12 protein-coding genes are annotated in these 13,644 nt (G+C 73.4%); 7 read left to right on the top strand and 5 right to left on the bottom strand.

Annotated elements, in window-relative coordinates; genetic code table 11:
* Positions 1–189: 189 nt before the first annotated feature.
* The 4 genes from AB0367_RS07855 to AB0367_RS07870 are packed head-to-tail and all read left to right on the top strand — an operon-like array spanning position 190 to position 4,823.
* Positions 190–1,284 (top strand): LLM class flavin-dependent oxidoreductase, encoded by a 1,095-nt coding sequence (locus AB0367_RS07855; protein WP_366225432.1) that lies wholly within the window; start codon positions 190–192, stop codon positions 1,282–1,284.
* The gene (locus AB0367_RS07860; RefSeq protein ID WP_366225433.1) at positions 1,281–2,612 is read left to right on the top strand and encodes an NtaA/DmoA family FMN-dependent monooxygenase; all 1,332 of its coding nucleotides are present in this window, start codon (positions 1,281–1,283) and stop codon (positions 2,610–2,612) included. Before AB0367_RS07855 ends, AB0367_RS07860 begins: the two co-directional genes overlap by 4 nt.
* A complete protein-coding gene (locus AB0367_RS07865) occupies positions 2,605–3,702 on the top strand; it encodes an LLM class flavin-dependent oxidoreductase (protein ID WP_366225434.1) in 1,098 nt (365 codons plus the stop codon). The genes AB0367_RS07860 and AB0367_RS07865 overlap by 8 nt, the downstream gene beginning before the upstream one ends.
* On the top strand, positions 3,699–4,823 hold the full coding sequence (locus AB0367_RS07870; protein WP_366225435.1) for an MsnO8 family LLM class oxidoreductase: 1,125 nt from the start codon (positions 3,699–3,701) through the stop codon (positions 4,821–4,823). The genes AB0367_RS07865 and AB0367_RS07870 overlap by 4 nt, the downstream gene beginning before the upstream one ends.
* Before the next feature lie 89 nt (positions 4,824–4,912).
* On the opposite strand, the gene AB0367_RS07875 is transcribed toward AB0367_RS07870, so the two are convergent.
* The gene (locus AB0367_RS07875; RefSeq protein ID WP_366225436.1) at positions 4,913–6,580 is read right to left on the bottom strand and encodes a hypothetical protein; all 1,668 of its coding nucleotides are present in this window, start codon (positions 6,578–6,580) and stop codon (positions 4,913–4,915) included.
* Positions 6,581–6,720: 140 nt separating this feature from the next.
* Here AB0367_RS07875 and AB0367_RS07880 point away from each other — a divergent pair, with 140 nt between their 5' ends.
* Positions 6,721–7,383, top strand: a complete 663-nt coding sequence (locus AB0367_RS07880; protein WP_366225437.1) for an HAD family phosphatase — start codon at positions 6,721–6,723, stop codon at positions 7,381–7,383.
* A 21-nt stretch (positions 7,384–7,404) separates the two neighbouring features.
* On the opposite strand, the gene AB0367_RS07885 is transcribed toward AB0367_RS07880, so the two are convergent.
* From AB0367_RS07885 to AB0367_RS07895, 3 genes are all read right to left on the bottom strand, one after another.
* Entirely contained in the window at positions 7,405–8,193 is a 789-nt protein-coding gene (locus AB0367_RS07885) for an ABC transporter ATP-binding protein (protein WP_366225438.1), read from the bottom strand.
* The gene (locus AB0367_RS07890; RefSeq protein WP_366225439.1) at positions 8,177–9,208 is read right to left on the bottom strand and encodes an ABC transporter substrate-binding protein; all 1,032 of its coding nucleotides are present in this window, start codon (positions 9,206–9,208) and stop codon (positions 8,177–8,179) included. The genes AB0367_RS07885 and AB0367_RS07890 overlap by 17 nt, the downstream gene beginning before the upstream one ends.
* A gap of 62 nt (positions 9,209–9,270) precedes the next feature.
* Positions 9,271–10,101, bottom strand: coding sequence for an ABC transporter permease (locus tag AB0367_RS07895; protein WP_366225440.1), 831 nt, complete (start codon positions 10,099–10,101; stop codon positions 9,271–9,273).
* Between the two features lie 121 nt (positions 10,102–10,222).
* Here AB0367_RS07895 and AB0367_RS07900 point away from each other — a divergent pair, with 121 nt between their 5' ends.
* Positions 10,223–12,193 (top strand): Hsp70 family protein, encoded by a 1,971-nt coding sequence (locus AB0367_RS07900; protein WP_366225441.1) that lies wholly within the window; start codon positions 10,223–10,225, stop codon positions 12,191–12,193.
* A gap of 105 nt (positions 12,194–12,298) precedes the next feature.
* A complete protein-coding gene (locus AB0367_RS07905) occupies positions 12,299–12,709 on the top strand; it encodes a DUF2809 domain-containing protein (protein ID WP_366225442.1) in 411 nt (136 codons plus the stop codon).
* 7 nt (positions 12,710–12,716) lie between these two features.
* Here AB0367_RS07905 and AB0367_RS07910 read toward each other — a convergent pair whose 3' ends face one another.
* Entirely contained in the window at positions 12,717–13,553 is an 837-nt protein-coding gene (locus AB0367_RS07910) for an undecaprenyl-diphosphate phosphatase (RefSeq protein WP_366225443.1), read from the bottom strand.
* Positions 13,554–13,644 lie beyond the last annotated feature (91 nt).

Below are 13,644 nucleotides of genomic sequence, written 5' to 3' on the forward strand. Positions count from 1 at the left end.
GGAGAAGCCCCAATGAAAGGAGGAATTGGAAGATGCGCCGGTATCGAAGCGACCGGCGTCACCGCCAGTGCAGCAGCGGGCCGCCGCGGGTGTCAACCAAGCGAGGTTTGCGTCACGAACCCCTGGCATAATTCATAGCTTGCACGTAGGATTAGTCGGCTTCATCGCTCCGGAGCGCAGAGGATTGGCATGACTGAAGGACTGCACCTGGCTGTGGCGCTGGACGACGCCGGCTGGCACCCGGGCGCCTGGCGCGAGCCCGGCGCCCGTCCAGCCGAGTTGCTCACCGCCGGGTACTGGACGGACCTGGTCCGGCACGCCGAGCGCGGCCGGCTGGACTTCGTGACCATCGAGGACCGTGGCGCCAGTGCGCCCGGCGGGCCGCCGGACGACGAGCGCACCGACCTTGTCCGCGGCCGGCTCGACGCGCTGCTGATCGCGGCCCGGGTCGCGCCGCTGACCTCGCACATCGGCCTGGTGCCGAGCGTGGTCACCACCCACACCGAGCCGTTCCACGTCTCCACCCAGCTCGCCACCCTCGACTACGTCAGCCGGGGCCGAGCCGGATGGCGGGTGCAGATCGCACGGGACGCCGGGCGCGACGTCGACGACCTGGTCGCCGAGGCCGCCGACCACGTCGAGGTGGTGCGCCGGCTCTGGGACAGCTGGGAGGACGGTGCCGAGATCCGCGACGTGGCCACCGGCCGGTTCGTCGACCGCGAACGGTTGCACTACGTGGACTTCGCCGGGCGCCACTTCAGCGTCAAGGGCCCGTCGATCACCCCGCGGCCGCCGCAGGGACAGCCGATCGTCGCCGCGCTCGCCCACGGCCGGCACGTGTACGAGTTCGCCGCGGCCGGCGCCGACGTCGTCTTCGTGACCCCGACCGGTCCGGACTCGGCGCGGGCGATCGCCGCCGAGGTCCGCGCGCTGACCGACCGCCCCGTGAAGATCTTCGCCGACCTGATCGTTTACCTCGGCCGGCGCCCGGACGGGGAACTGCCCGAGAGCGACGCGCACACGTTCGAGGGCACGCCGGGCGACCTCGCCGACCTGCTCGCCGAGTGGCACGCGGCCGGCCTCGACGGCTTCCGGCTGCGCCCCGGCGTCCTGCCGGCCGACCTGCTGTCCATCGTGGACGATGTGGTGCCGGCGCTGCGCGAGCGGGGCCTCTTCCGCACCGAGTACGAGGCCGGCACGCTGCGCGGGCACCTCGGCCTCGAGCGCCCGGCCAGCCGGTACGCCGCGTCCGGTCCGGTCCGCTCGGCGGGGGTGGCCGCATGACGAAGCGACAGGTCATCCTCGCCGCCCACTTCCCGGGCGTGAACAACACGACCGTCTGGAGCGACCCCGCCGCCGGCAGCCAGATCGAGTTCTCCTCCTTCGAGCACCTCGCCCGCACCGCCGAGCGCGGCCGGTTCGACTTCTTCTTCCTCGCCGAGGGGCTGCGCCTGCGCGAGCAGCGCGGCCGCATTCACGACCTCGACGTCGTCGGGCGCCCCGACTCGCTGACGGTGCTCGGCGCCCTCGCCGCGGTCACCACCCACCTCGGGCTCACCGCGACCGTCAACGCCACCTTCAACGAGCCGCTCGACCTGGCCCGGCGGCTGGCCACCCTCGACCACCTCTCCGGCGGCCGCGCCGGCTGGAACGTCGTCACGTCCTCCGACGCGTTCACCGGCGCGAACTTCCGCCGCGGCGGCTACCTCGACCGCGCGGATCGCTACACCCGCGCGGCCGAGGTGCTGCAGACCGCCCGCGAGCTGTGGGACACCTGGCCGGCCGGTGAGCCCGTCGCCGACGCGGCCACGGGCGTCTTCACCCGCACCGCCGACCCTGGCGCGTTCGTCCACAAGGGACGGCACATCGACATCGCCGGCTCGTTCGGGGTGCCGCGCAGCCCGCAGGGGCGGCCGCTGATCATCCAGGCCGGGGACTCCGACGCCGGCCGGGACTTCGCCGCCGCCGACGCCGACGCGATCTTCTCCCGGCACGGCACCATCGAGGCCGGCAAGGCGTTCTACGACGACGTGAAGGGCCGCATGGCGCGCTACGGCCGCCGCCCCGAGCAGCTGAAGATCCTGCCGGCCGCCACCTTCGCCCTCGGCGACACCGAGGACGAGGCCCGCGAGCGGGCGCACCACGTCCGCCGCCAGCAGGTCAGCCCGCAGACCGCGATCCTGCTGCTGGAACAGCTGTGGAACAAGGACCTCAGCGACTTCGACCCGGAGGGGCCGCTGCCGGCGTTCGACCCGGTCCTCGATGCCGACTCCATCATCAAGGGCCGCACCCGCTTGTTCGACGACCCGCTCGCCACCGCCAACGAGTGGCGCGCCCTCGCGCAGGAGAAGGGCCTCGGCATCCGCGACCTCATCATCGAGGTCACCGGCCGGCAGACCTTCATCGGCACCCCGGCGTCGGTCGCCGCGACCATCGACGACTCCGTGCAGCAGGGCGCCGCGGACGGGTTCATCCTCGTGCCGCACATCGTCCCGGGCGGCCTCGACGAGTTCGTCGACACCGTCGTGCCGCTGTTGCAGGAGCGTGGCGTGCTGCGCACCGAGTACACGACCACCACCCTGCGCGGGCACCTCGGGCTCGACCATGACTGATCCCGTCTTCCACTGGTTCCTGCCCACCGGCGGCGACGACCGGGCCGTGGGCGCGGGCAGCCACGGCGGCATCATCGGCGCGCGGGACGTCACGCTGCCGCACTCGGCCACGCACCGGGAGCCGAGCCTGGAGTACCTCGGCGACATCGTCCGCGCCGCCGACCGGCTCGGCTACGCCGGGGTGCTGACCCCCACCGGCGTGCACTGCGAGGACGCCTGGCTCACCACGGCCGCGCTCATCGCGCAGACGCGGCGCCTGAAGTTCCTCGTCGCGTTCCGGCCCGGTCTCATCGCCCCGGTGCTCGCCGCGCAGATGGCCGCCACGTTCCAGCGACTGTCCGCCGGCCGGCTGCTGCTCAACGTCGTCATCGGCTCCAGCGCGGCAGAGCAGCGCGGCTACGGCGACCTCCTCGACCACGACGCCCGCTACGAGCGGGCCGGCGAGTTCCTCGACGTGGTCCGCGCCGCGTGGCGCGGCGAGCGCTTCGATCACACCGGTCCGCACTACACGGTCGAGGGCGGCCTGCTGCGCGAGCCGCCGCAGATCATCCCGACCGTGTACCTCGGGGGCTCCTCGCCCGCCGCGGTGCGTCTCGCCGCACGGCACGCCGACGTGTACCTCACCTGGGGCGAACCGGTCGAGCAGGTGGCCGAGAAGATCGCCAAGGTGCGCGCCGAGGCCGACGCCCACGGGCGTTCGCTCCGCTTCGGCATCCGGTTGCACGTCATCACCCGCGACACGGCCGACCGCGCCTGGGACGACGCCGAGCGGCTCATCGCGGGCCTGGACGACGAGACGGTACGGCAGCGCCAGGAGAGCCTGCGGGCGCTCGAGTCCGAGGGCCAGCGGCGCATGCTCGACCTGCACGGCGGCTCCCGCGACCGCCTCGTCGTCGCGCCCAACCTGTGGGCCGGCATCGGCCTCGTGCGCGGCGGCGCCGGCACGGCCCTCGTCGGCAGTCACACGGAGGTGGCCGCGCGCATCGAGGAGTATCGCGCGGCCGGCATCTCCGAGTTCATCCTGTCCGGCTATCCGCATCTAGAAGAGGCTTACGCCTTCGCTGAAGGCGTCCTGGGGAGGCCCTCATGACCGCAGTTCCACTGTCCATCCTGGACCTAGCACCGGTCCCGTCCGGCAGCGACGCCGGCGGCGCGCTGCGCAACAGCATCGACCTCGCCCGGCGCGCGGAGTCGTTCGGCTACCACCGGTACTGGGTCGCCGAGCACCACTTCACCGACGGCGTTGCCAGCGCCGCTCCGGCCGTGCTCATCGGCCTCATCGCCGCGGCCACGGACCGGATCCGGGTCGGCTCCGGCGCCGTGCAGGTCGGCCACCAGACCGCGCTGTCCATCGTGGAGAGCTTCGGCCTGCTCGACGCCGTGTTCCCGGGCCGGCTGGACCTTGGCCTCGGCCGCTCGGGCCAGCGCCGCTCGGAGGCGCTGGCGGCCATCGCCGCGCCCCGCCCGGCCCCGCGCACCGAGTCCCAGGTCGTCGACGGCCTGCTCATCCCGCCCCCGTTCGACTACACCGCGATCGCCGCGTCTCCGCGCTGGGCGGTCCACGCCGGCCTGCAGCAGCAGCCCGGCGCGCAGTCCCCGGACTTCGCCGAGGTCGTCGACGACATCCGCGCGCTGATCGCCGGCACCTACGCCCGTGACGGCATCGACGTGCACGTCACCCCCGGCGAGGGCGCGAAGACGGAGCTGTGGATCCTGGGCAGCAGCGCCGGGCAGAGCGCGCAGGTGGCGGGGGAGCGGGGCCTGCCGTTCGCCGCCAACTACCACGTCTCCCCGGCCACCATCCTGGAGGCGGTGGGCCACTACCGTTCGGCGTTCCGCCCGTCGGAGGTCCTCGACCGCCCCTACGTCCTCGTCTCCGCCGACGTCGTGGTCGCCCCGACGACGAGCGAGGCGCGAGAGCTCGCCACCCCGTACGGCCACTGGGTGCACAGCATCCGCTCGGGCCGCGGCGCGATCCCGTTCCCGACCCCGGCCGAGGCGCGGGCCACGCCGCTCACCGCGGAGCAGCAGGCGCAGGTCCAGGATCGCCTGGACACCCAGTTCGTCGGCACCCCGGCGGAGGTGGCGGAGCACCTTTCGATCCTGCGCGCCGCGACCGACGCCGATGAGCTGCTGGTCACGACCATCACCCACGACCACGCGGACCGGGTCCGCTCCTTCGAACTGCTGGCGCGTCACTGGTTCGCCTGACGAGCGCCTGCCACTCGCCGCCCCGGCGCGCCGCTTCTCGCGTCGCGCCGGGGCAGCGCGGGACTCAGCGCCATCGAGCGCGCCGGTGATCAGGAGTTGCGCACCTGGGTGGCGCACGCCGACGCCACGCCGGTCCACTCGCTGCCCAGCACCGAGGTCGAGGCGGACGCCAGCGGCATGTTCTTGCGCACCACCTCGCCGAAGAAGTCCAGCATCTTCGGCTCGCCGAACTTCTTCGACAGGCAGGTCACGGCGATCAGCGCGATGCCGTAGCGCGCGTCGATCTCCTCGCCCGAGGCCGTCGTCGGCGGCGGGCCGAGCGTGATCGAGCCGTTCCAGCCCTTCTTCACGAACCGGCGCACGCCCGGCAGCCGGCCGCGCATCGCCGTGCCGTCGCGGTCGGAGATGTAGTCGGCGATGCCCTCGACGAGCCACCAGTCATCGGCGGTGCCGTAGTCCTCGCCCACCGTCACCACGTGGCCGAACTCGTGCGCCAGCAGGATCTGCAGCCACTGCTGGGTGGAGTCGGCGGCCTGCATGACGATGCCGCGCGGGCCGGTGGAGTAGCCGTCGTACGACGCCGCGATGTCGCCGTTGTCCCACCACGTCTTCCACTCGCTCTCGCCGGCGACGTAGACGATGTACCACTTCGGCGGCGGGTCCCAGCGCGCGTAGCGGTCGGCCACGTCCGCGGCCGCGTCGGCCTTGGCCAGCACCCGTTGCAGCTTGCCCGCGTTGGCCGCCGCCCCGGCGACGATGACCCGCCGTCCGGTGAGCGCCTGCAGCGCGGAGGCGTCCCAGGGCTCGGAGCTCTTCTCGTACTTCGCGATCGACGCCTGGTCCCCGGTGACCGTCCACGAGGTCTGCACGACCTGCGGGAACAGCTGGGTGCAGCCCTTGCCGAAGCAGTAGTCGTAGCGCACGAGCACCGACCAGGTGCCGTCGGTGGTCTGCGCGGGCTTGTCCACGAGGGTCGGCTTCCAGGTCTGCACGCCCATCGCGCGCAGCGAGCCGAACCGCCGGGTGAACCCGTCCCGCAGCCCGCCGCCGACCCCGGTGAGGTAGCCGTCACGGTCGCCCGCGAGCAGCGCCGTGGACTGCTTGGACAGCGTCGCAAGGATCTTGTCGGAGACGGTGCCCTCGCCCTTGGCCCCGGGCACGGTGCCGGCCGCCGCCCCGGACCGGCCCGGCAGCGCGTGACCCGGGCCGGTGAAGGTGTGCTGGCCGGCGGGCCCCGCGGAGGCGATCCACACGGCGAGGGAGAGGACGAGCACGACTGCGGCGACGACCCCGGTCGCGACCAGCCCGCCCCGGCGCGGCCTCGGCGGCACCTGGGGCACGGGGCCCGCCGGCGGCACCGGCCAGTACCCCGGACCCCCGGCGGGCTGCCCTGGACCGGGCGGCGCCGGGAACGCCTGCGTCGAGCCGGGCGGCGCGGAGAACGGCGGCGCGGAGTATGGCGGGGCCGAGGCCGGCGGCGTGGAGAAGGGCAGGGCCGAGTAGGGCTGGGCCGAGTAGGGCGCAGCGGAGGGCGGCGGCGCCGGGTTCGATGGCCGCGGCGCGTACATCTCCGGCCCGCGCTGCTGCGCGATCATCGCCGCCGGCGCCGTGGGCGACTGGTAGGCAGCGATCACGCCCGGCGGCGGAACCGGTGCGGCCGAAGGCGCGGCGGGACTCGGACCGGCCGGTACCGTCGGCTCGTCCGAGCCCGGCGCGGCCGGAGCGTCCGCCGGCTCGGTGTTCTCCCCGTGATACACGCAGGCACCGTACTGGATATGAACGGTCCTCGGGAATCACCGGACCGGCCAGGCCGGTGTTCGGCACCGGACGTGACACGCGTCATAAGAGGCCCCGGACGTGCCCGGCCGGCCCGGGCCGCGCCCGTAGCGTCGCGGCCATGCTCCGCGGCATCGACGCCCTCGTCTTCGACTTCGACGGCCTGCTCATGGACACCGAGTCCACGCTGTTGGAGTGCTGGCGGGCCGAGTGGCGCCGCCACGGCCTGCGGCTGGACGAGACCGGGTTCTTCGCCGATCACGGCGGCGACGTCACCGAGCAACGCTACGCCGAGCTCGCGGCCGCGGTCGGCCCCGGGTTCGACCGCGCCACCAGCCACGCCCGCCGGGTCGCCCACCGCGACGCCCTGCACGCCGGCCTGGGCCTGGCGCCCGGGATCCGCGACTGGCTCGACCGGGCCGGTGCCCTGGGCCTGCGGCTGGCCGTGGCCAGCAGCTCGCCGCGCTCGTGGGTGGAGCACCATCTGGCCCGCACGGGCGACCTGGACCGCTTCGCGGTGCGCGCGTACGGCGACGAGGTCGCCGGCCACAAGCCCGACCCGGCCGTGTATCTGCTCGCCCTGCGCCGCCTCGGCGTCGCGCCGGACCGCGCGGTGGCCTTCGAGGACACCCCGCACGGCGTGGCCGCGGCGAAGGCGGCGGGCCTGCGCTGCGTCGCGATCCCCAACCGCTACGCCGACCAGTCCCGTTTCGCCGCGGCCGACCTGCTCCTGCGCGCGGCCGCGGACCTCCCGCTGGCGGAGGTCCTCAGCGCGCTGGCGTGAGCGCCGGCGCCGAATCGCGCCTCATACCGTTCTGCTTGGCTTCTCCTGCGCGGCGTCGCGCACCGCGTGGCCGATCTCGGTGCGGTACGCGGCGTAGGCGGGCAGGCCACGCAGCTCGTCGGGCTCCACGCCGGCACGCGGCAGATCGATGTCGCGGTCCAGCGCGATGCGCCCGGGCCGGCCCGTCAGCACGACCACCCGACTGCCGAGATACACGGCCTCGTCCACGCTGTGCGTGACGAACACGCAGGTCCGTCCGGTCTCCGCGCTCATCCGCCGCAGATCCTCCTGGAGGCGTTCGCGGGTCAGGGCGTCCAGGGCCGCGAACGGTTCGTCGAGCAGGAGCAGCGGATTCGGTACGGCGAGTGCGCGCGCGATGGCCACCCGCTGCTGCTGGCCGCCGGAGATCTGCCAGGTCCGGCGCCCGGCGACGTCGTGCAGCCCGACCCGGGCCAGCAGCTGCGCCACCCGCTCCGCCCGCTCCTGGCGCGGCACCCCGGCGTAGCGCAGCGCCAGCTCCACGTTGCCGCCGACCGTCTTCCAGGGCAGCAGCCGCGGCGCCTGGAAGACCAGTCCGGCGCCGCGGCCCGGCACCGGCTCCGCACCGGCGACCCGCACGGACCCGGCGCTCGGCCGCTCGAACCCGGCGATCAGCCGCAGCAGGGTGCTCTTGCCGCAGCCGGACGCGCCGACGAGGACCAGGAAGGAACCGGACGGCACCCGAAGGTCGAGCGGGCCGAGCGCGGTGACCGTGCCGTACCGGTGCTCGACCCCCTCGACGACGACGGCGGGCTCAGGAGGTGAGGACACCCGGCAGGCCCTTGGTGTAAATGGCCTTCTCGACCGTGGCGAGGTCGGGCACCGCGTCAATCTTGTTCTGGGTCTTGAGGAACTGGGCCGCGGCGTGCAGGTTCTTGGCCAGGTCGCCGACCTTGCCGTCGGTGCCGAGCCACTCGCCGCCGGCGAGGTCGGCCGGCTTGAGGAACACGCCCTGGCTCAGCTGGTGCTTGGCGTCGGCGGTGGAGATGTTGAGCTCCTTGCCCACCGCCTCGGCGGCGGCGTCGGGGTTCTGCGCGATGATGTCCAGCGCCTTGGCCTGGGCCTTGCGCCACGCGTCGACCGCGTCCGGGTGGGCGGCGGCGAACGCCGTGGAGACCACGCCGAGGTCGAGCGTCGGCTTGCCGGCCGCGGCCAGCTCCCGGCTGGAGATGAGCACCTTGCCGGTCTTCTTCAGCTCGTCGAGGGAGGGCAGCCAGGTGTACGCGGCGTCGAGGTCGCCGCGCGTCCAGGCGGCCTGGATGTCCTGCGGCTCCAGGTCCACAATGGTCAGTTCGGACTCCTTGACGCCGGCCTTGTCCAGCGCGGCGAGGAGGCTGTAGTGCGCGGTGGAGGCGAACGGCGTGCCCACCTTGCGGCCGCGCAGGTCCGCCACGCTGTTGATGTTCGTGCCGTTACGCGCGACGAGGGCCTCGTTGTCACCGGCGACGTCGAGGATGAACGCGACCTGGTAGGCGATGTTCAGCGGTGCGGACAGCCCGCGGGCCACCGGGCTGGAGCCGATCGCGCCGATGTCGACGCTGCCGGCCACGAACGCGGTGTTGACGCTCGCGCCCGAGTCGAACTTCGTCCAGGTGATCTTGTAGTCGGGCAGCGCCTTCTCCAGCAGCCCCTGGTTCTTGACGATCAGGTCGCCACTGAGGAATGCCTGGTAGGCGATCCGGATGGTCTTCTTCGCCGGGTCGGTGTTCCCACCGGCGGCACCGTTGCCGCAGGCGGCGAGCAGCGCGGCCGAGGCGGTCAGGGCGGCGAGGAGTTTCAGGCGCACGGGTGTTCCGTTTCTTCTCTTGTCGGGCAATTGTGGGTTGGGGAGTTGCTTGCCGGGGGATTTCAGGACTTGCCGCGCCAGGGGATGAGGCGCTGTCCGACGCTGCGGAGCGCGGCGTCGATGGCGAGCCCGGAGAGCCCGATCGCGAAGAGGCCGAGCACGACGACGTCGGTCTGGGAGTAGCGCTGCGCGTCGCGGACCATGCCGCCGATCCCCGGTACGCCGTTGATGGTCTCGGCGGCGACGACCGAGGAATAGGCGATGCCGACCGCCAGCCGGACGCCGGTGAAGATCTCCGGCAGGGCGCTTGGCAGCACGACGTCGCGGATCGCGGCCCAGCGGCTCGCGCCCAGCGCGCGCACCGCCTCGACGAGCGCGCTCGGCGCCGATCCGACGGCGGCGGCGGTGGCCACCGCCACGGGCGGCAGCGCGGCGATGGACAGCAGCCACAGCTTCGGCGTCTCGTCGATGCCGAACCAGATGACGAACAGGCTGAAGTACGCCAGCGGCGGCAACGCCCGCACGAACGTGACGACCGGCTCGGTGACCACCCGCACCCAGCTGACGGTGCCCATCACGAGCCCGACGATCAGGCCGCCGGCCACGCCGATCGCGGAGCCGATGAGGATGCGCCGCAGGCTCACCCCGAGGTGCTCGATGAGCAGATGCCCGCTGTACCCGCGCACGCCGTCGTGCGTCGTGGACGTCTGCACCAGCCGGTGCCACACCGCGCCGGGCGTGGGGATGAAGGCCGGGTTGTGCATGACGGTCGCGGTGACCTGCCACAGCACCCCGAGCACCAGCAGCGCGACGATGCGCAGCCCCCACCTGTGGCGAGCGGCGCGCCGGCCGTCGTTCTGCTGCGCGCTGCGGACGGCGCTCTCGGCGACCATGCCACCCTTCCAACCGTCGATCTCGAAAGTAGTATGTATTTCCTATCTTAAAAGTAGGCATTACGCAAGTGGGCATGATCGCGGGCCGGGACCGGGTGCCCGCTGCCGGTAGGATGCCGCGATGCCTTTCCGGTTCGCGGTGGACCTCGGCACCTCCAACACCGTCGCGGTCGTGGACCGCGGCGACGGCACGCCCCGTCCGCTGCTGTTCGACGGCAGCCCGCTGCTGCCCTCCGCGGTCTTCGCCGACGCCGCCGGCGGGCTGCTCGCCGGCCGTGACGCCGAGCGGCACATGATGACCGACGCCGCGCGGTACGAGCCGAACCCCAAAGGCCGCGTCGACGATGGCGTGATCCTGCTCGGCGACCGGGAGCTGCCCGTCGCCGAACTGCTCGCCGCCGTGCTGCGCCGGGCCGCCGCCGAGGCCGCCCAGACCGGCGTGCCCGTGTCCGGCGCGACCGTGCTCACCTGCCCCGTCGACTGGGGCAACACCCGCCGGGCGGTGCTGCTGGACGCGGCCGCGCGCGCCGGGCTCGGCCGGGTCACGCTGGTGGACGAGCCGGTCTCCGCCGCGACGTACTGCGTGCGCGCCCTCGGCGGACGCCTGGCCCCCGGCCGCTGCGCGGTGGTCTTCGACTTCGGCGGCGGAACCCTCGACGTGACCGTCGTCGAGACGCCGCCCGGCCCGCCGTCCGCGGGCCTGCGCGTGCTGGCCACCGGTGGCCTGGCCGACCTCGGCGGCACCGACGTCGACGCGGCGCTCATGGGTCACCTCGGCCACCTGGTCGCCGCCGCCGACCCGGAGCTCTGGCGGCGGCTCGCCGCGCCGCGGACCGTGGCCGAGTTCCGTGATCGGCGCACGTTCTGGTCCGAGGTACGCCAGGCCAAGGAGATGCTGTCCCGGTCATCCTCGGCGCCGATCCACGTGCCCGGCAGCGACCGCGCCACGCACCTGACCCGCGACGAGCTCGACCGCATCGCCGGCCCGCTCGTCGACCGCGCCGTCGACGAGACGCGCCGGGTCCTGGAGCGTTCGGGGGTGTCGCCCGCGCGCCTGGACGCGATCGTGCTTGTCGGCGGCTCCAGCCGGCTGCCGCTGGTGGCGAGTCGGCTGCACACCCGCTTCGGCATCGCCCCGGTCGTGCCCGAGCAGCCCGAGCTCCCGGTCGCCTTCGGCGCCCTGCTGCTCGCCAACGGCCAGGCCGGCGGGGCCGGCGGGGCCGGCGCGGTGCCGTTCCCGCTGCCGGAGCACACGGGGACCGTCGCGGTCCACGGCGGTACACCCTCATGGCCGGCCGCCGTCTCGGCACCGCCCGGCGGCTTCCCGGCCACGTCCGGGGCCGCGGTCAGTGGGTTTCCGGTCAGTGCTCCTGCGGTGCAGGCCTCCGCGCCCGTGAGCGCGTCGCCCGTGGCGCCGCCCAGCGTTCAGCCCGACGTCGCGCCGCCGCGGCGGGCGTCGCGGCCGTCGGTCGTCATCGGGCCGGGCGTGACGCTGCAGGGCAACGTCGCCGTGTACGGCGACGCCGACCTCATGCCCGACGACGATGACGACGAGCCGCGGCGCGGTTCGGCCGGCCCGTCCGCGCCGTCCGAGCCACCGCAGCCGCGCCCGCGCCGCCGTCGCGGTGGGGGGATGCTGCGCGGGCTGCGGTTCGCGGCGCTGCCGCTGCTGCCGTGGGTGCTCATCATGACGCTCACGCCGTGGGGCCGCGGCCTGTTCAGCGACGGCAAGGCGAAGGTCGAGAGCCTGTTCGCCGCCGCGGCGTCGCCGAGCGTGAGCACATCGGCGCCGGCTGGCGGCCCCTCCGCGAGCCCCGCGAGCGTCCCGCCGGCGACGGCGTCGCTCCAGCCGAACAGCGGCCGGGCCGGCGCCGCGGTGCGGCTGACCGCAAGCGGCTTCGGCCCGGGGGAGCGGGTCGAGGTGCTCGTTGGTACCAGGACGCTGACCACGCTCACCGCCGACGAACGCGGCGGGGTCGAGGAGAGCGTGACGGTGGCCGCCGCCGGGACCAAGGCCGGCACGTCGGTCGTGGTCAAGCTCACCGGCAAGACGAGCCACCGGTCCGCGACCGCCTCCTACCGGGTGGCCTGAACCGCGAAATCCCGCGCTGATCGAGGTCTTCTCCAGGCGCCGGGCTCGCAAGCGGGCGGCGGCATCGCCCGCGGGCTCATCGCGATGCGAGGTTAGCATCGCTGGATGCTCGAGTCGACGAGGGCGGTGCGCATCGCCGCGGTGGTGACGGCGGTCGCGGCGATCACCGTGGCGTTCGGCATCCGCGCCGTCGCCGGCGGTCAGGTCTTCAGCAACGGGGCGCTGCAGCAGAACTCGGGCACCGCGCTCTACGCGTCCGCTGTCTACGCCGGCGTCGTCTTCCTGTGGCCCCGCATGTCCCCGGTGGCCGCGGGCGCCTGGGCGATCGGGTGGTGCTGGGCGATCGAGGCGTTTCAGCTCACGGGCGTGCCGCACACGCTCTCGCAGTACAGCACCGTGCTGCGTCTGATCTTCGGTGACGCCTTCGACTGGGTCGACGTGTGGTGGTACCCGGCCGGCGTGATCCCCCTGGTCCTCGTCGAGGTGCTCGCGAGGACCAGGGGAAGCCGGCGTTAGGAGACGATCAGGTGGCGGTGATGGCGCCGGTCCACAGCAGGCCGACGATGATGCCGCCGAGCGCGACCCGGTAGTACACGAACGCGCCGATCGAGTGGCCGGAGACGAACTTCAGCAGCCAGGTGATGCTGGCGTACGCCACGACGAAGCTCACCGCCGTGCCGACCGCGGTGGACACCCAGCCGACCGTCGCGGCGATCTCGTCGGCCCGGTGCACGCCCTCGAGCAGGCCGGCCGCGGAGAGCGCGGGGATGCCCAGGAAGAACGACAGCCGGGTGGCGGTCACCCGGTCGAGGTTGCGCAGCAGGCCGGCGCTGATCGTGGCGCCGGAGCGGGACACGCCCGGCACCAGCGCGACGCACTGCGCCAGGCCGATGATCAGCGCGTCCTTCCAGCCCACGTCTGCCTCGCCACGCTTCTGCCGGCCCAGGTACTCAGACAGGATCATGACCAGGCTCCACACCACCAGCGCCCCGGCCACGAACCACAGGCTGCGCAGCGCGCCCTCGATGAGGTCCTTGAGCGCCAGGCCGACGATGGCGATCGGCACCGAGCCGACGATGACGTTGATCGCCATCCGCCAGTCCTGGTGTTGCCGCCCCTCGGCACTGCGCAGCCCGCGGAAGAAGCCGGTGATGAACCGGATGATGTCCGTGCGGAAGTAGATGATCGCGGCGAAGATCGCGCCGACCTGGATGACCGCGGTGAATGCCGTGACACCCTTGTCGTCGATCGGAATGCCCATCAGCTTCTCGGTGATGGTCAGGTGGCCGGTCGAGGATACGGGGAGGAACTCCGTCACGCCCTCCACGACGCCCAGCACGATCGCTTCCCAGATCTGCAACGCCCGTTCCTCCTCGCCGTGGACGACACGCCGCTGGCGAACATACCGGACGGAGTCGAGTGCTACTGCGGCGGCGCGGGATCGCGATGGT

Origin of the sequence: Dactylosporangium sp. NPDC051484 (genome assembly GCF_040689395.1) — a bacterium.
GTDB lineage: Bacteria > Actinomycetota > Actinomycetes > Mycobacteriales > Micromonosporaceae > Dactylosporangium.

Coding starts and splice junctions, on each gene's coding strand:
- AB0367_RS07865 (WP_366225434.1), top strand. CDS start 2,605: ATGACTGATCCCGTCTTCCACTGGTTCCTGCCCACCGGCGGCGACGAC.
- AB0367_RS07855 (WP_366225432.1), top strand. CDS start 190: ATGACTGAAGGACTGCACCTGGCTGTGGCGCTGGACGACGCCGGCTGG.
- AB0367_RS07870 (WP_366225435.1), top strand. CDS start 3,699: ATGACCGCAGTTCCACTGTCCATCCTGGACCTAGCACCGGTCCCGTCC.
- AB0367_RS07880 (WP_366225437.1), top strand. CDS start 6,721: ATGCTCCGCGGCATCGACGCCCTCGTCTTCGACTTCGACGGCCTGCTC.
- AB0367_RS07905 (WP_366225442.1), top strand. CDS start 12,299: ATGCTCGAGTCGACGAGGGCGGTGCGCATCGCCGCGGTGGTGACGGCG.
- AB0367_RS07895 (WP_366225440.1), bottom strand. CDS start 10,101: ATGGTCGCCGAGAGCGCCGTCCGCAGCGCGCAGCAGAACGACGGCCGG.
- AB0367_RS07900 (WP_366225441.1), top strand. CDS start 10,223: ATGCCTTTCCGGTTCGCGGTGGACCTCGGCACCTCCAACACCGTCGCG.
- AB0367_RS07860 (WP_366225433.1), top strand. CDS start 1,281: ATGACGAAGCGACAGGTCATCCTCGCCGCCCACTTCCCGGGCGTGAAC.